Origin of the sequence: Bacteroides uniformis (genome assembly GCF_025147485.1) — a bacterium.
GTDB classification, from domain to species: Bacteria; Bacteroidota; Bacteroidia; order Bacteroidales; family Bacteroidaceae; genus Bacteroides; species Bacteroides uniformis.
This window is the reverse complement of record NZ_CP102263.1, coordinates 2,593,439-2,608,813: the sequence shown is the minus strand read 5'-3', so window position 1 is coordinate 2,608,813 and position 15,375 is coordinate 2,593,439. Positions and strand designations below refer to the sequence as shown.

18 protein-coding genes are annotated in these 15,375 nt (G+C 47.5%); 8 read left to right on the top strand and 10 right to left on the bottom strand.

Annotated features, from left to right (window positions below; translation table 11 throughout):
• Window positions 1-8: 8 nt before the first annotated feature.
• Window positions 9-881, bottom strand: a complete 873-nt coding sequence (locus tag NQ510_RS10115) for a pyridoxamine kinase (protein ID WP_005826422.1) — start codon at window positions 879-881, stop codon at window positions 9-11.
• Between the two features lie 35 nt (window positions 882-916).
• Here NQ510_RS10115 and NQ510_RS10110 point away from each other — a divergent pair, with 35 nt between their 5' ends.
• Window positions 917-1,276: a YbaN family protein gene (locus tag NQ510_RS10110; RefSeq protein ID WP_005826420.1), complete on the top strand. Its 360-nt coding sequence runs from the start codon at window positions 917-919 to the stop codon at window positions 1,274-1,276.
• 136 nt (window positions 1,277-1,412) lie between these two features.
• Here the strand turns inward: NQ510_RS10110 and NQ510_RS10105 are convergent, their stop codons facing one another.
• The 4 genes from NQ510_RS10105 to NQ510_RS10090 form a co-directional block, all read right to left on the bottom strand.
• Window positions 1,413-1,991 (bottom strand): 5'-methylthioadenosine/S-adenosylhomocysteine nucleosidase family protein, encoded by a 579-nt coding sequence (locus NQ510_RS10105; protein WP_005826419.1) that lies wholly within the window; start codon window positions 1,989-1,991, stop codon window positions 1,413-1,415.
• Window positions 1,992-2,149: 158 nt separating this feature from the next.
• The gene (locus NQ510_RS10100) at window positions 2,150-2,440 is read right to left on the bottom strand and encodes a winged helix-turn-helix domain-containing protein (protein WP_005826416.1); all 291 of its coding nucleotides are present in this window, start codon (window positions 2,438-2,440) and stop codon (window positions 2,150-2,152) included.
• A gap of 16 nt (window positions 2,441-2,456) precedes the next feature.
• Window positions 2,457-3,041 carry a hypothetical protein gene (locus NQ510_RS10095; RefSeq protein WP_005826414.1) on the bottom strand — a complete coding sequence of 195 codons (585 nt, stop codon included), beginning with the start codon at window positions 3,039-3,041 and terminating at the stop codon, window positions 2,457-2,459.
• A gap of 12 nt (window positions 3,042-3,053) precedes the next feature.
• Window positions 3,054-3,428 (bottom strand): DUF2141 domain-containing protein, encoded by a 375-nt coding sequence (locus NQ510_RS10090; RefSeq protein WP_034525507.1) that lies wholly within the window; start codon window positions 3,426-3,428, stop codon window positions 3,054-3,056.
• Between the two features lie 551 nt (window positions 3,429-3,979).
• Between NQ510_RS10090 and NQ510_RS10085 the strand changes: the two genes are divergently transcribed.
• The 4 genes from NQ510_RS10085 to NQ510_RS10070 all read left to right on the top strand — a co-directional run bounded on the left by NQ510_RS10085 (window position 3,980) and on the right by NQ510_RS10070 (window position 7,098).
• Window positions 3,980-4,273: a hypothetical protein gene (locus NQ510_RS10085; RefSeq protein WP_005826410.1), complete on the top strand. Its 294-nt coding sequence runs from the start codon at window positions 3,980-3,982 to the stop codon at window positions 4,271-4,273.
• 14 nt (window positions 4,274-4,287) lie between these two features.
• Window positions 4,288-4,578, top strand: a complete 291-nt coding sequence (locus NQ510_RS10080; RefSeq protein WP_005826408.1) for a cell division protein ZapA — start codon at window positions 4,288-4,290, stop codon at window positions 4,576-4,578.
• Between the two features lie 125 nt (window positions 4,579-4,703).
• Window positions 4,704-6,242: a ribonuclease Y gene (gene rny / locus NQ510_RS10075; RefSeq protein ID WP_005826406.1), complete on the top strand. Its 1,539-nt coding sequence runs from the start codon at window positions 4,704-4,706 to the stop codon at window positions 6,240-6,242.
• Between the two features lie 85 nt (window positions 6,243-6,327).
• Entirely contained in the window at window positions 6,328-7,098 is a 771-nt protein-coding gene (locus NQ510_RS10070) for a copper homeostasis protein CutC (RefSeq protein WP_005826404.1), read from the top strand.
• A 137-nt stretch (window positions 7,099-7,235) separates the two neighbouring features.
• Here the strand turns inward: NQ510_RS10070 and NQ510_RS10065 are convergent, their stop codons facing one another.
• Together NQ510_RS10065 and NQ510_RS10060 are read right to left on the bottom strand one after the other, a co-directional pair.
• Window positions 7,236-7,838 carry an OmpH family outer membrane protein gene (locus NQ510_RS10065; RefSeq protein ID WP_005826401.1) on the bottom strand — a complete coding sequence of 201 codons (603 nt, stop codon included), beginning with the start codon at window positions 7,836-7,838 and terminating at the stop codon, window positions 7,236-7,238.
• 25 nt (window positions 7,839-7,863) lie between these two features.
• Window positions 7,864-8,097: a hypothetical protein gene (locus NQ510_RS10060; protein WP_005835814.1), complete on the bottom strand. Its 234-nt coding sequence runs from the start codon at window positions 8,095-8,097 to the stop codon at window positions 7,864-7,866.
• A 238-nt stretch (window positions 8,098-8,335) separates the two neighbouring features.
• Here NQ510_RS10060 and NQ510_RS10055 point away from each other — a divergent pair, with 238 nt between their 5' ends.
• Together NQ510_RS10055 and NQ510_RS10050 are read left to right on the top strand one after the other, a co-directional pair.
• The gene (locus NQ510_RS10055) at window positions 8,336-9,793 is read left to right on the top strand and encodes an aminoacyl-histidine dipeptidase (RefSeq protein ID WP_005826398.1); all 1,458 of its coding nucleotides are present in this window, start codon (window positions 8,336-8,338) and stop codon (window positions 9,791-9,793) included.
• A gap of 39 nt (window positions 9,794-9,832) precedes the next feature.
• The gene (locus NQ510_RS10050) at window positions 9,833-10,891 is read left to right on the top strand and encodes an endonuclease/exonuclease/phosphatase family protein (RefSeq protein ID WP_005826396.1); all 1,059 of its coding nucleotides are present in this window, start codon (window positions 9,833-9,835) and stop codon (window positions 10,889-10,891) included.
• Here NQ510_RS10050 and NQ510_RS10045 read toward each other — a convergent pair.
• From NQ510_RS10045 to NQ510_RS10035, 3 genes are read right to left on the bottom strand one after another with little or no spacing between them, the layout of a single operon-like run.
• Window positions 10,888-12,057, bottom strand: a complete 1,170-nt coding sequence (locus NQ510_RS10045) for a mechanosensitive ion channel family protein (RefSeq protein ID WP_034525506.1) — start codon at window positions 12,055-12,057, stop codon at window positions 10,888-10,890. The two genes, NQ510_RS10050 and NQ510_RS10045, sit on opposite strands and share 4 nt — an antisense overlap.
• 58 nt (window positions 12,058-12,115) lie before the next feature.
• Window positions 12,116-12,799 carry a response regulator transcription factor gene (locus NQ510_RS10040; RefSeq protein ID WP_005826392.1) on the bottom strand — a complete coding sequence of 228 codons (684 nt, stop codon included), beginning with the start codon at window positions 12,797-12,799 and terminating at the stop codon, window positions 12,116-12,118.
• Window positions 12,800-12,837: 38 nt separating this feature from the next.
• Window positions 12,838-14,292, bottom strand: coding sequence for a sensor histidine kinase (locus NQ510_RS10035; protein ID WP_005826390.1), 1,455 nt, complete (start codon window positions 14,290-14,292; stop codon window positions 12,838-12,840).
• A 198-nt stretch (window positions 14,293-14,490) separates the two neighbouring features.
• Between NQ510_RS10035 and NQ510_RS10030 the strand changes: the two genes are divergently transcribed.
• Window positions 14,491-15,357, top strand: a complete 867-nt coding sequence (locus NQ510_RS10030; RefSeq protein WP_005826389.1) for a GLPGLI family protein — start codon at window positions 14,491-14,493, stop codon at window positions 15,355-15,357.
• Window positions 15,358-15,375 lie beyond the last annotated feature (18 nt).

Genomic DNA, 15,375 nt, shown 5'->3' with positions numbered 1-15,375 from the left:
GGATTGGTTTAAATTAATTCATAGCTACAGATTTGAATCGGCATGTCGAGATTATGCAACACCTTTTCAAGCTGTATACCTTCACGGTTGTCGTACTCGTATCCGAAAGTAGCACGGATACCTTGCAGAATGAACTGCGTGGCACGGTCCAGGGCAATGGGCAAACTGTCACCTTGCAACAGTGCCCCGGTGATGACACTGGTAAACGTATCCCCCGTTCCGGGATAATGGGCCGGCAGGTAAGGACACGTAACCTTCCAGTAGCGGTTACCGTTCCGGTTATAGGCATACACGGACGTCTTATGCTTATCATCCCGTACGGGCACACTGGTAATAATCACCACTTCGGGACCACAATCGGAAAGCTGGCGAAGGTATGACTTCAATTCCTCATCCGTATTCATCTCCTTATAAGGAATACCCAGCAGATAGAACAGCTCCGTCAAATTGGGAGTAACGACATCGGCCTTGGTGATGAGATGTTTCATTTCATCAATCATGGACTCGTGGAAGTTCGCATAAAGCCGTCCGTTATCGCCCAACACCGGGTCTACCACAACCAGACCGTCCGGTCGGCGGAAGTCATCAATAAAGTCAGAAACAATATGTATCTGCCGCGGAGAACCCAGATAGCCGGTATAAAAGGCATCAAACTGTACTTCCAGCTTCTTCCACTCGGAAATAATCTTCGGCATTTCATCCGTCAGGTCCAGAAAAGAGAATTCCGGATACTGGGTATGGCTCGACAATACGGCTGTAGGCAACGGACACACCTGGAAACCCATAGACGAAAGAATGGGAATGACCACCGTCAGAGACACCCGTCCGACTCCCGACAAGTCGTGGACGGCAACAACCTTCTTTACTTTATTCGCATACATATTATCTATATTATTATTTTTCCTACATTTGCCGCATGAAAACCGTCTGCATCATTTTGGGAACAGTTTCTTTGACACTCGGCATCATCGGCATCTTCCTGCCGTTGCTGCCCACTACGCCTTTCCTGCTGCTCACGGCAGCACTCTACTTCAGAGGCTCACCCAGACTGTACCAATGGTTGCTGAACCACAAATGCCTCGGTCCCTACATCCGCAGCTTCCGCGAGAACAAAGCCATCCCTCTACGTGCCAAAATCATCTCCCTACTGCTGATGTGGGGAACAATGGTTTACTGCATCTTCTTCCTGATTCCACTAACAGAAATAAAGGCAGTATTGTTCCTTGTCGCTGTGGGGGTGACTTGGCATATACTGTCATTCAAGACGTTGAGATAAATGAATGTGCTAATGTGGTTAATGTGGTTAATGTGGTTAATGTGGTTAATGTGCTAATGTGCCAATGACCTGCGGTGTGAGAGTCTAATATACACATAGCGCAGCCAATTAGCACATTGGCATATTAGCACATTAATCAAACTCCTCCCAATTTTTCGAAGAATTCTCCCAACCCCTTCCGAGCATCGGCAAGCTTGTCTTCCCAATGTTTCACGGAGTTCTGTCCGATAATATCCGTCACGTACTTCACCGAAATGAAAGGAACATTCTTGGCACGGCATACCAAAGCCTGGGCATAGGCTTCCATATCCACAACATCACCGGACACATCCGAGAGTTCTGTCAAGAAAGTATCCCCCGTATTGCATACACCGCCTGCCGGCCAGTGCAAGCAATATCCTTTTTGGGACAACAAATCCATTGAATCAATCTCATACTCCATACCAAGCTCCACCAGCTTCTGCATATCACGGTCCACAAAATGACGGCATACGAAAATATCTCCTACCCGATGACGGATAGTCCCTGCCGTACCTACATTGACCACCAAGTCCGGTTGCGCATGGCTTATCGCTTCAGAAAGATAAAAAGCCGATTTCACCTTTCCCACACCGGTACGGAGATAGCCTATCTGCACCTCTTCCTCCCCTATCAGTCCGGGAAATTTCAATTCCGTAAATTCGCCTTGTACGGCATAAGTGACTAAAATTCTCATATCATTCTATCTTTTTAGAGTCTGTTTAAATTTTGTCCGGCATGAGGGTGGCAAAACGGTTGATGACACACCCTCCTCCTTCTCATGAAAAAGGCAAAGATAGAAACCTTTTTCAGAAGATTTCCATCTTTGCCCCATAAATGTAAAGTCACCCACACTCACAACCTCCCTGCCAGATAAGATTTCAATGACTCTACATATTCCTCAAATGCGTCTACTCCTTGCGGAGTGATCTTACAAATCGTACAAGGCATCTTTCCTTTAAAAGTCTTTGTCACCTCCACATATCCCGCCTTGCTGAGTTTGTCTATCTGCACGCTCAGGTTTCCTGCCGTAGCTTTGGTCTGCTGGCGGATATAGACAAAGTCCGCCTCCTCGACACTAATAAGCAACGACATCACCGCAAGCCGCAGTTCGCTATGGAGCAAAGGGTTCAGTTCTTTAAACATATATCATCCTCTTCTTTTATTGTTTGTGACGCTTCGCCACACTGTTCATGTAATGTCCGGGAATCACCATCATAAAGACGAACGCCAATGCAAAAAACAGTATCTGGTCTATGCCGGGCATATAGAAACATCCCAACGAGAGCAAGGCTCCCAGCACTCCCCCTATCGTAACCACTTTCGTGTTCACAATCAGTCCCGTCAGGGCAGTTCCCATCCCCATCATCAGCAAAATGACAAACAGAATAGGAATCTTCCATACAAATATGGCGGTACACGATACCAAGAAAGCGCCCAGTCCAAATACCGTCCACACATAATCCACAACACGGTCTATGTAGGTCTTCAACATTTTCCGAGCCTTCCGCTGACTCCACAACGTAGCAGGAAAGGCTATGACTGGAAGCAGGAACCATAGGAATTGCCAATTGTTATTGCCCGTTTCCTTCAATAGAAACCAAACCAGCAACGAGATAATTACCGTTACATATCCCCACAGCAAAAAAGGTGTCCCTGAATTTTCCGCCATTCTGTCCTTCGTGTTCTGTATCATCCGAGTGATGAGTTCTAAACTCTCTTTCTCATTCAATTTTCTTTCTTCCATTTTCCTGCCGCCTTATTTGTTGCTTCCTTTTAATACCCGCTTAAGTGCTATCTCCACCTGCTTCGTGTCAGCGCTCACCTCCACATCCGCTATCGCGCAATACTCAGATGGAATTCCGTCTTCCCTATCCAACTGATAATTGTTGTTTTCATCATGATAGACATAAAGCTTATATTTACCCACTGTCACATCTTTCAGTTCCAGTACCGCCTCCGTGCCCTTGGCATCTACCATACCATACTGCCCCTTGTCAGTGGCAATCATTATCTTTCCCACAGCAGAAGGTATGTTCATCACCTTCACTTTCAGAACATCTTGCGCAGACACCCCCAATGCAAATACACAAAGAAGAGCTGCCGCCATACTTCTACAAACAATCGTTTTCATAATCATTCTCTTTAAGTTATACATACCAAAATCACATCTCGGGTTCGAACTCCGATGCAAAGATAAATAGTTTATTTTATAAACCAAATTATTATATAAATTATTTTATTTATTTCTTAGCATCCCCCTCCTTCCTTTACTACATACTATTCCAACCACACCTAAAGAGTAGTGCCGGAAACGGCAAAAAGTAATTCCGGCCTTACTAAACAGTAATCGTCCGACAACCGTTTAATTATCATCCGACATCTGTTTAATTATCGTCCGACAACTGTTGGACGATAATTAAACAAACGTCGGACGATTACTGTTTAGCAACGGAGATACTAAGCGCTCGAAGAGGAAGAAATAAAATCCTTCTAAAAAGCAAACAGTTCCATACCTATCCACATCTTTTGAAAAGCCAGCCTCCACCACCCTTTTTCAATCCCTCAAAACCAGTATTTCATGTGCCATTTCGGTTATTTCGATACCTCTACAGCACATTTTCTCCGAAAAGTTTTTGTAATCTCCAAGTAAATCGTATTTTTGTGTACAATTTTGGTGTAGTGATGACAGACGAAGAAAAGAAGCTATTAAGTACCTTTGAAGCCAGACTGCGACATTTAATCTATCTGCACGATGAATTAAAACGCGAAAATGCTGAGCTAAAGCAACTTCTCGAAGCCAAAGAAGAGGAATACGGGAAGGTACAAGCTGAATACCAGGAACTGGAACTTAACTACACGAACCTAAAAACAGCTACGACAATCAGCCTTAACGGCAGCGACGTGAAAGAGACGAAGCTGCGATTGTCCAAATTAGTGCGTGAAGTCGATAAATGCATCGCTTTGTTGAATGAATAAAGAGAAGAGGATGTATGAACGATAAGATAAAGATAAACCTGCAGATGGCAGGAGCCTCCTACCCTCTCACAATCAACCGTGAGGACGAGGAAATGGTAAGAGAAGCCGCCAAGCAGGTAGATATCAGGCTCAATGCGTATCGGGAGCATTATCAGAATGTGTCTCTGGAGAGAATTATAGCCATGGTGGCCTATCAGTTCGCTTTGGAAAACCTTCAGTTGAAGGACCGTAATGATACTGAACCCTATACAGCTAAAATAAAGGAACTGACAGAGGTATTGGAGACCTATTTCAAGGAACAATAAGCTGCAATCCCTCCGTCGGGTCGGTAAAAGAGAGAAATTCGCGCACTGTACAAAAGTTTGCCCTTCATCAAAGCAAGCTTTTATGCAGTGCTTTTTTATTTATATACTAAAAACAAATTAATAAAATGACAGTAGTTACAATAGTATTATCCATTGCCTGCTTCATTGTCGGAGGGTTTGCCTCGTACTTGTTCTTCAAGCACGGGCTGAAAAACAAATACGACGGTATCCTGAGAGATGCGGAAGCGGAAGCGGAAGTGATTAAGAAGAATAAGTTGCTGGAAGTAAAGGAAAAATTCCTGAACAAGAAGGCAGACTTGGAAAAAGAAGTGGCCCAACGTAACCAAAAGATACAGCAGGCAGAAAACAAGCTGAAACAACGTGAATTGGTACTGAACCAACGCCAGGAAGAAATCCAGCGCAAGAAGATGGAAGCAGAAGCCGTGAAAGAAAATCTGGAAGCCCAGCTGTCCATCGTAGACAAGAAGAAAGAAGAACTGGAGCACATGCAGCGCCAGGAAATAGAAAAACTGGAAGCTATCTCCGGACTTTCTGCCGAAGAAGCCAAAGAGCGCATGGTAGAATCCCTAAAGGAAGAAGCCAAAACGCAGGCTCAGTCCTACATTAACGACATCATGGACGACGCCAAGCTGACGGCAAGCAAAGAGGCCAAGCGCATCGTGATACAGAGCATCCAGCGCGTGGCTACGGAAACAGCCATTGAAAACTCGGTAACTGTATTCCACATCGAATCAGATGAAATCAAGGGACGTATCATCGGTCGCGAAGGCCGCAACATCCGTGCCCTGGAAGCTGCTACCGGTGTAGAAATCGTGGTAGACGACACTCCGGAAGCTATCGTATTGTCAGCCTTCGACCCGGTTCGCCGCGAGGTTGCACGCCTTGCACTGCACCAGTTGGTGACGGACGGACGCATCCACCCGGCACGCATCGAAGAGGTAGTTGCCAAAGTACGCAAGCAGGTAGAAGAGGAAATCATCGAAACCGGTAAACGTACTACTATCGACCTGGGCATCCACGGTCTGCATCCGGAACTTATCCGCATTATCGGTAAGATGAAATACCGTTCTTCATACGGCCAGAACCTTTTGCAGCATGCACGCGAAACAGCCAATCTTTGCGCTGTGATGGCATCAGAGCTGGGACTCAACCCGAAGAAAGCAAAACGTGCCGGACTGCTGCATGATATAGGTAAGGTACCCGATGAGGAACCGGAATTACCGCACGCACTCTATGGTATGAAGCTGGCAGAAAAGTTCAAGGAAAAGCCGGACATCTGCAACGCCATCGGCGCCCACCACGACGAAGTGGAAATGACCAGCCTGCTGGCTCCCATCGTACAAGTATGCGATGCCATTTCAGGCGCACGTCCGGGAGCACGCCGCGAAATCGTAGAAGCCTACATCAAGCGCCTGAACGACCTTGAACAACTGGCCATGTCCTATCCGGGAGTGACAAAGACATATGCCATCCAGGCAGGCCGTGAGTTGCGTGTCATTGTCGGTGCAGACAAGATTGACGACAAGCAGACGGAGAACCTTTCCGGTGAAATCGCCAAGAAGATTCAGGACGAAATGACTTATCCGGGCCAGGTGAAGATTACCGTTATCCGTGAGACACGTGCGGTGAGCTACGCAAAGTAACATCAGAAAAGAAAATAAATGCAGAAAAGGGTGAATACGAATTCACCCTTTTCTTATTTTTGCACCACAACCATAACTTTACAAAATGAAAGATTATCAGTTTGAAGTTTGTGCCAACTCCGTAGAGAGTTGTATTGCCGCACAAGCCGGCGGAGCAGACCGGGTGGAACTATGCGCAGGCATCCCCGAGGGAGGGACAACCCCCTCATACGGTGATATCCTCATCGCACGGGAAGCATTGCAACAGACCAAATTGCATATCATTGTCCGTCCCCGCGGAGGAGATTTTCTTTATTCCTCCACCGAACAGCGCATCATGCTGAAAGACATAGAGAATGCCCGCCGTCTAGGCGCTGACGGAGTCGTGTTCGGTTGCTTGACGGCAGAGGGAGATGTAGACATTCCATTGATGGAGCAGCTTATGGAAGCCTCACAAGGGATGTCCGTCACCTTCCACCGTGCTTTCGATGTATGCAGAAATCCACGAAAAGCGATAGAAGATATTATCGAATTAGGATGCAACCGCATCCTAACTTCCGGACAGCAACCTACAGCAGAGCGAGGCATTCCCCTTCTGAAAGAACTCCAACAACAAGCATCAGACCGAATCATCCTATTGGCAGGCTGTGGGGTGAATGAAACCAACATAGCCCACATTGCCCGAGAAACCGGTATCCGCGAGTTTCATTTCTCCGCCAGGGAAAATATCGAAAGCTCCATGCTCTATCACAATTCCGCCGTCTCTATGGGAGGAACGGTACATATTGATGAATACACACACACCATCACTACTGCGGAGCGGGTAAAGCGTACAATCGGAGCATTAAAAGCCTCTCCCCTAGCCCCTCCCCCGTAGGGAGGGGGACAGAGATAGTCCTACAAAATACAAACACTTCAAAACTCCCCTCCCTACGGGGGAGGGGGCGAGGGAAGAGGCCTATAAAAAAAGGATGTACTTTTCAGTACATCCTTTTTTATATCATAGGATAAATATTATTTCTTCACCGGAGAAGAGTATCTTGCATTCAGGCCATCCAGAATCTCACGAGTGATGTTGTAGACACTGTCTGCATAGAGCAGATTGTCAAAACCCGTATTGCTGATAATCATGCTGTAACCTTTTGTCTTATTGTACTCCTTCAAGAAAGCGTTGATAGAATCACGCAGTTGCAGGCTGTTCTTTTCATTCTCACTCATCAGTTCAGACTGCAGCTTGTTGCTCAGGTTCTGCAAATCCTGCTCCAACTTTGCGATGCGGTTGTATTCCTGCTGCGCTCTCTCCTGAGAAAGATAAGCGTTGTTCTGATACTTTGTCTGGAATTCCTGCTTCTGCTTCTCCAGTTCGCTGGCTTTCTGGTTCAATGTCAGACGGACATTCTCGCTCTTCTTCACCATAGCCTCATTCAGGTCTATGCAATAGTTGTATTTTGCCAAAAGCGTATCTATTTCAACATAAGCAATCTTCATTTCCGATAATCCGCCGGCTTGTGCAGGAGCGCTTGTTGTCTGTTTATCAGTATTGCCGGCACATTGAGCAAATAAAACGATCAGTGCGAGAGCTGCCAGACCGTTCATGAGGTAGTTTAATCTCTTCATAATTGATAAATATTGTTTTTTAAAATTAGTTCATACTATCGTTTAAGGCTTTTTCCAATTCATCAATGGAAAAACGGGACTTGCGTTGCGCTTCCCTATCCTGCGACTGCACGCAACCGATACCTCTATCGCGCATTGCCTTATTGCCACTGACATGCCCGTTAGGGAACCTGCCGCCTTTCACAAAAAAGACCTTCACACCCAATAAAACAATGCAAATAGCAACTATTAACAGAGTTATCAATATTGTATCAAGCATTTCCATTAATTTTGTTACATGAAAATAGTGTTTTTACTATTTTTGTGGGTGCAAATATAGGGCTTTGGTTGGACTAACTCGCCTTTTTTACTCTAAAAAAAGAGAAAGGGGAATAAAATAGTCAATCAATTTAACCATATTTAGCAATAAGTGGTTAATTTAATGGAGAATTGATATTTGACAATTGATAATGAAGGCTGCATAAACACATGTAAGGCAGCCGCTAATTCAGATAATTATGGAAAAAAAAGACTTGAAACCGGCTGGTGTATTTCACTATTTCGAGGAAATCTGCCAAGTGCCGCGCCCTTCGAAGAAGGAAGAGAAAATCATTGCTTACTTAAAAGCATTCGGAGAAAAACATAAGTTGGAAACGAAGGTGGACGAAGCCGGAAACGTTCTGATAAAGAAACCCGCTACTCCGGGTATGGAAAACCGCAAGACTGTCGTACTTCAATCGCACATCGACATGGTATGTGAAAAGAACAACGACGTGAAGCACGACTTCCTGACCGACCCTATCGAAACCGAAATTGACGGTGAATGGCTGAAAGCCAAAGGTACAACCTTGGGAGCCGACAACGGCATCGGTGTAGCCACTGAACTGGCTATCCTTGCCGACGACAGCATTGAGCACGGCCCTATCGAATGCCTGTTCACCGTGGACGAGGAGACCGGACTGACCGGTGCTTTTGCATTGAAAGAAGGCTTCATGAACGGAGACATTCTGTTGAACCTCGATTCCGAAGATGAAGGCGAGCTCTTCATCGGCTGTGCAGGCGGTATAGATTCCGTTGCCGAATTCACCTACCGGGAAGTGGACGTACCGGCAGGATATTTCTGCTGCAAAGTGCAGGTAAAGGGGCTGAAAGGCGGACACTCCGGCGGCGACATACACCTGGGGCGCGGCAATGCCAACAAGCTGCTGAACCGCTTCCTGAGCCAGACATCCCAGAAGTACGACATGTACCTTTGCGAAATAGACGGCGGTAACCTGCGCAACGCCATTGCCCGCGAAGCACACGCGGTAATTGCCATACCCGATGCAGACAAGCATGCCCTGCGCACAGACTTGAATGTCTTTGCCGCCGAAGTGGAGGCAGAATATGCCGTCGTTGACCCGGACCTCCAATTCGTGCTCGAATCGGAAGCAGCCCATCCCAAAGCCATTGACAAAGATACCGCCAAGCGCTTGCTGCAAACCATCTATGCCGCACCTCACGGTGTGTATGCCATGAGCCAAGACATTCCGGGGCTGGTGGAAACCTCCACCAATCTGGCCTCCGTAAAGATGAAATCCGGCCATATCATCCGTATCGAGACCAGCCAGCGCAGCTCTACCGCCTCCTCCAAACAAGACATTGCCAATATGGTGCGTACTGTATTCGAAATGGGTGGAGCAGCCGTATCTTTCGGCGACGGATATCCGGGCTGGAAACCCAACCCGCATTCAGAAATCCTGGAAGTGGCTGTTGAGTCCTACAAACGTTTGTTCGGTGTAGATGCCAAGGTAAAAGCTATCCATGCAGGTTTGGAATGCGGACTGTTCCTTGACAAATACCCGGCACTGGACATGATTTCCTTCGGACCTACCCTGCAGGGTGTGCACTCTCCCGACGAACGGATGCTGATTCCTACCGTACAGAAGTTCTGGGACCATCTGCTGGATATACTGAAGCACATTCCGGTGAAATAAATATCCCGCGTTCCTTAAAGGGGAACGGGAATCGTTTGTATGAACGTTATCCATAAGATAGGAGTTATACTCTTCCTTCTCTGCCCGTACATCAGTCTGTACGGGCAAGAAGGAAAAGATACCCTCACGTTTCGGATAGTAAGCTACAATGTAGAAAACCTATTCGACTCCCGACATGACACACTAAAGAATGACTACGAGTTCCTGCCGGATGCCACCCGGCATTGGAATTACTCTAAATACAGAAAGAAACTGGATAATATAGCCCGCGTCATCATCGCCACCGGAGGATGGACGCCGCCCGCCCTTGTTGCCTTGTGTGAGGTGGAGAATGACAGTGTGATGCGCGACCTTACCCGCTACTCTGCCTTGCGCGAAGCAGACTACCGGTATGTGATGACACAATCTCCCGACAAACGCGGCATCGACGTAGCGCTGTTGTATCAACGTAATCTTTTCAAACTGCTTTCCTATCAGAGCCTCCCCGTAGACAAGCCCCGGAAGAATAGCCGTCCCACACGGGACATTCTTCACGTCAGCGGATTGTTGCTGAATCGGGATACGCTTGATGTACTGGTAGCTCACTTCCCATCCCGTTCGGGAGGGGCAAGAGAGTCTGAACCTTACCGGCTACTGGCTGCCCGAAAGGTGAAGCATGCCATAGACAGCCTATACACGATACGCCGACATCCGCAAATTGTCCTTTTAGGGGATTTCAACGATTATCCGGAGAATAAATCGGTAAAGGAGGTGTTGGAGGCAGCAGCACCGTCAACATTGCAAGACTCTCTACGTCCACAAAAACTTTACCATCTACTGGCAGGAAAAGCCAAAACACGCAAGCACTTCGGCAGCTACAAGTATCAAGGAGAATGGGGACTACTGGACCACATCATCGTATCGGGTACGTTGCTGCAAGAACACGCACCGCTATATACAGAGGAAGCAAAGGCAGACGTATTCTGCCTGCCCTTCCTACTGACAAGAGACAAGAAATACGGAGGGCAGCAACCCTTCCGCACCTACTACGGGATGAAGTATCAAGGAGGATACAGCGACCACTTGCCTGTATATGCGGAGTTCCGGTTGATATATTAGTCGGAATACTGATACAGTTTCAAGTCAAACTTCTGTACCATCACCAGCAAGTGGTCGAAGATGTCGGACTGAATGCGCTCGTACTCTTTCCATACCTTGTTGCGAGAGAAGAAATATACCTGGATGGGTACCCCATACGTCGTGGGTTCCTTCTGGCTGATAATCAAGTCCATCTCCTGGTTCACCACCGGCAGGCTGCACAAATAGCGTTCGATGTAGATACGGTAGAGCTGCGCATTGGTTGGCACCTCTTCTTCTGCTGGCTGATAGTCGGCCATCAAGGGGACTTCCTTGCGGATATTATCCAGCATTTCCGGAGTGCAGAACTTCAGGGTAGTCATATCCAGAAAGATATTCTTGTTTACCCGTCGCCCGCCACTTTCCTGCATGCCGCGCCAGTTCTGAAAAGAGTTGTTCACCAGGGTATACGGTGGTACGGTCGAGATGGTTTCGTCCCAGTTGCGTATCTTGACCGTGTTCAGCGTAATCTCCTCTACAACTCCATTGGCAACGCCACCCGGCAGCGCTATCCAGTCCCCTATCCGCAACATGTCGTTGGCAGAGAGCTGCACGCCGGCCACAAACCCCAGAATGCTGTCCTTAAATACCAGCATCAGTACAGCTGCAGATGCGCCCAGACCGGCAAACAAGGTCATAGGAGACTTGCCTATCAGCACTGAAACCACTATGATACCTCCGATAAAAAACAGCAGCACTTGCAATACCTGCACGAAGCCTTTCAGCGGACGGTTCTTCTGCTTGTCCTTCATGTTATAAACATCGAGCATCACCAGCAACAAGCCGTTAATAGTAAGCAGCACCGCCACAATGATATAGACAGCACACACCTTTTGTGAGAACTCAAGCATCTCCTTTCCACGCACAAAGGCCATGGGCAGCAGGTAGTAGATGAGGATTCCCGGCAGAATATGTATCAAATGGTGTATCACCCTGCGTTTCATCAGCAACGTATTCCACTGATGGGGAGAGCGTCGGGTATAATGCTTCATACCGCCAACGAAGATTGCCTGGCACAAATAGTCCAGCCCTATCGAAAGCCCCACCATCAGCAGTGCAATAATCGTCTCGTCAAACATATCGGCAAACTTCGGGTCTATCCCCCAACCTATCAAGATTTTATTCATCCATCCTCCTAAACTCATCATAAGCTCTCTTTTTTTTGAAATGTCTTGTTTGTATAACAATCCAAAGATAAAGATGTTTTCAGAGAACGGCAAGCATATACCCTTTTTTCATCAACGACTCAATCCTCACGCTCGGGTCGTTTTTTAGCGACCGCCGCAGATAGGACATCTGTACATTCAAGGCAAGGGAGTTGGCATACGAGGCAGTGCCCCACACAGCATCCAGCAACGTATCGCGACTGACAGTCTTATTCACATTCAGCGCAAGCAAGCGAAGGATATCGGCTTGACGGGAAGTAATCAGCACCTTACTATTTCCCGTACGAATCTCGTTCGTACTGTAATTGAATACGGAATGGCCGAAAGCATACATCTCATCCTCTGCCACGCCGGACAACTGCGAAGTGAAACGCTCGCGGATACGCGCCGTAAGCTCTTCCGGATAGAAAGGTTTGGCAAGATAATCGTTCGCCTTCAGTTGGAATCCTTGCAGGCGGTCGGCCTTATCGCTACGGTCGGAAAGAAAAAAGATGAGGACATGCTTGTCCGCCTCCCGGATTCGTTTTGCCACTTCAAAGCCATTGAGCCCGGGCATATTGATGTCAAGCAAGACAAGGTCCGGTTTGACAAGAGGAAACTGGTCGAGGGCGATAAGACCATTTCCGGCATAGGTCACTTCATAACCCTCTTTCTCCAGGAAGCGTTTCAGAAGCATGGAATACTTCAGGTCATCGTCAGCAAAAAGAATTTTCAGTGGTTTCATGAGTTGCTATTTATATTCTCAATATCCATCTGTGCAGATTATTGTGGAATGGTTATTTCCACCGTCGTCCCCCTCCCAATCTGACTGGTCAGAAAGACGGTTCCCCTATGAGCCTCAACCAACAACTTGACATAACTCAACCCCAAACCGATGCCCGGCAAGGAACGGTCAGGCAAGTTGCTGCTACGGTAAAACTTATCGAATACCCGTCCCTGCTCGGAAACAGGGATACCAATGCCGTCATCGGAAACTTTCAATGTGAGCTCGTGGCCATGCAGGCGGCATTCTACCCGGATACTGACGGAGCTTCCCGAATATTTCACAGCATTTTCCATCAGATTACTGATGATATTTGCCATGTGCACGGGGTCGGCTGTAACCAGCAGGTTGTCCGTGAAATGTGTCTCGAAAGATACTTGTTTTCCCCCAGGAGCATGCTGCAGGCGTATCAACTTCTCCACAACCGGTTTCAAATCGAAAGTACTGAGGGAAAGTTGTGTCTGCTCATCGTCAGCACGGGTCATGTCGCGCAGCTTCCGGAGGTAGGCGGAAAGGTTGTCCAGCTCGGAAACGGAATCACGCACCACTTCATCCATGGCCTGCTCGTCGGTACGCATTGTTTTGTCATTGAGAAAAGAGACGCACATCTTCAAGGCCTGCACGGGACGTTTCAACTCGTGTATCATGGTGTTGACAAAGCTTTTCCGCAACTCGTCCACACGGTGCTGCTTCAAAATGGTCTTTATCTGGAACAGCAGACAGACAGCCAGCAGAAGAATCAATACCAAGCTGCCCAGAAGTTGCCAGCCCATACGGAGCAAAAGAGTATGCGGCATCACCTGCACATCCACTTGTACCAACTCCCGCTTCAGCGGATTGTAAGGATAAACCAGACGGATGACCGGATGCAAATCACTCCCCAGCCGTTCTACGGTTTCCACCCATTGATAGAGGCTGTCGCGCGGCGTGACTAGTCCGGTAGTGAAAGACATGCCGTCCAGTTTAGTCGCCAGCACCGAATCGAAGCGCTGCAACGTAAAAGGGACATCTATCTGCAACTGATAAGCAACTATCGCCTCGCTGAAGCTCATGTTGAAAAGCAGCTTGTCTTCGCCATGTATCACAATCTTGTCCTTATAGACAATACTATCCTTCATTGCCGTGGATAGAACGGATTTATCTGCCATGGCCCCCACCACAAACGTACGCGTATAGCGCTCTTTGAGCTTGTTGGTCAATGAATCCCTATCCGTATGCATGTCCACATTGGTGTTGAAAAAGGATATATTAGGCTTGTTGAACACTTTCTTCGGCTGTTCACGCCGGATAGAGTCGTTCACTGCCACGGCATCCATGACAAGGCGGTGTATCTCTTCTTCATATTCCTCATTCTTATACTGATACTGGTTCCACAACCAATATCCCTGCCCTGCTACAAGTAGCAGCATGGATATCAGTGACAATGCCCATACTATTCTGATTCGTTTTTCCATCTCAGAGTCTGTTCTTCTTTTATACTATACAAAGGTAAGGGTTTCCTCCAATCAGAGGTACGCGCGAGGCGGCTATTCTCATTTGAGTAACATTTCAGTAATAACTTTCTCACTCCGGAAAGACAAATTCCGCATAGATTTGCGACGACAGGACACATGACACGTCCTCGAAACAGTAATTCCTAACAACGAAAAAGTATGAAAAAGCAGATTCTACTCACCGCCATGCTGTTGATAACCACCACAACCGCCTGCGCACAGTTTAACATCAAAATCGGCTCCGGCAAGACGTTCAGAAAAGATACCATAGACCAGGCTGTACTCATGGTGCAGTATGAAGTGGACGGTTGTACGGACACACTGTCGGAAGAGCGTTTCCAGGAAACCATGATGTTGGAAATCGGCAAGAAATGCTCCAAGTTCTACAGTTACACAAAGTATGTGGGCGACTCGGTATTTGCTGCCGACATTGCCAATAACGCCTCGCAAGAAACGATGATTGAACACGCCAAACAGTTCAGAAAAAGCAAGCTGAACGAACAGACCTACAAGAGATACCCCGTAGGCAAAGTGACCACACTGGATGAAATTGCCGGAGACATCAACAGACTCCGGTGCGAGGAACCGGAAGAGCGTCCACAGTGGACGCTGCAGACAGACACGGCAACCATCCTCTCGTATCTCTGCCAAAAAGCAGAATGCGTGTTTAAGGGACGCAGATGGATTGTCTGGTACAGTCCGGAGATTTCCTCCAGCGAAGGGCCGTGGAAGCTGTTCGGACTGCCCGGACTGATACTGAAAGCTGAAGACAACAGGGGGCATTATCTCTTTACCTGCACCGGTATGGAGCAATGCCATTCCTACCGACCTATCCTCTTCAACGGAAAAGATTATGAACCCGTAAACCGCAAGGCGTACAACAAAATCCACGAAAGATACTATGCCGACCCGGTAGGATTCATTATGGGCAACACGCCCAACGTACGTATCACCATACGCGACGACCAGGGCAATGAAGCCAGGAAGCCGAAGAATATAGCCCACAATCCGCTGGAACTTGACTGATTCATCCCATCGAACTCC

What these genes read in the sequence shown, in the direction of transcription:
- NQ510_RS10090 (WP_034525507.1), bottom strand. Translation starts at nt 3,428, where the DNA reads ATGAAAACGATTGTTTGTAGAAGTATGGCGGCAGCTCTTCTTTGTGTA.
- NQ510_RS10040 (WP_005826392.1), bottom strand. Translation starts at nt 12,799, where the DNA reads ATGAAACCACTGAAAATTCTTTTTGCTGACGATGACCTGAAGTATTCC.
- NQ510_RS10115 (WP_005826422.1), bottom strand. Translation starts at nt 881, where the DNA reads ATGTATGCGAATAAAGTAAAGAAGGTTGTTGCCGTCCACGACTTGTCG.
- NQ510_RS10065 (WP_005826401.1), bottom strand. Translation starts at nt 7,838, where the DNA reads ATGAAGAGATTAAACTACCTCATGAACGGTCTGGCAGCTCTCGCACTG.
- NQ510_RS10070 (WP_005826404.1), top strand. Translation starts at nt 6,328, where the DNA reads ATGAAAGATTATCAGTTTGAAGTTTGTGCCAACTCCGTAGAGAGTTGT.
- NQ510_RS10050 (WP_005826396.1), top strand. Translation starts at nt 9,833, where the DNA reads ATGAACGTTATCCATAAGATAGGAGTTATACTCTTCCTTCTCTGCCCG.
- NQ510_RS10060 (WP_005835814.1), bottom strand. Translation starts at nt 8,097, where the DNA reads ATGCTTGATACAATATTGATAACTCTGTTAATAGTTGCTATTTGCATT.
- NQ510_RS10045 (WP_034525506.1), bottom strand. Translation starts at nt 12,057, where the DNA reads ATGATGAGTTTAGGAGGATGGATGAATAAAATCTTGATAGGTTGGGGG.
- rny (WP_005826406.1), top strand. Translation starts at nt 4,704, where the DNA reads ATGACAGTAGTTACAATAGTATTATCCATTGCCTGCTTCATTGTCGGA.
- NQ510_RS10105 (WP_005826419.1), bottom strand. Translation starts at nt 1,991, where the DNA reads ATGAGAATTTTAGTCACTTATGCCGTACAAGGCGAATTTACGGAATTG.
- NQ510_RS10055 (WP_005826398.1), top strand. Translation starts at nt 8,336, where the DNA reads ATGGAAAAAAAAGACTTGAAACCGGCTGGTGTATTTCACTATTTCGAG.
- NQ510_RS10100 (WP_005826416.1), bottom strand. Translation starts at nt 2,440, where the DNA reads ATGTTTAAAGAACTGAACCCTTTGCTCCATAGCGAACTGCGGCTTGCG.
- NQ510_RS10080 (WP_005826408.1), top strand. Translation starts at nt 4,288, where the DNA reads ATGAACGATAAGATAAAGATAAACCTGCAGATGGCAGGAGCCTCCTAC.
- NQ510_RS10035 (WP_005826390.1), bottom strand. Translation starts at nt 14,292, where the DNA reads ATGGAAAAACGAATCAGAATAGTATGGGCATTGTCACTGATATCCATG.
- NQ510_RS10030 (WP_005826389.1), top strand. Translation starts at nt 14,491, where the DNA reads ATGAAAAAGCAGATTCTACTCACCGCCATGCTGTTGATAACCACCACA.
- NQ510_RS10110 (WP_005826420.1), top strand. Translation starts at nt 917, where the DNA reads ATGAAAACCGTCTGCATCATTTTGGGAACAGTTTCTTTGACACTCGGC.
- NQ510_RS10095 (WP_005826414.1), bottom strand. Translation starts at nt 3,041, where the DNA reads ATGGAAGAAAGAAAATTGAATGAGAAAGAGAGTTTAGAACTCATCACT.
- NQ510_RS10085 (WP_005826410.1), top strand. Translation starts at nt 3,980, where the DNA reads ATGACAGACGAAGAAAAGAAGCTATTAAGTACCTTTGAAGCCAGACTG.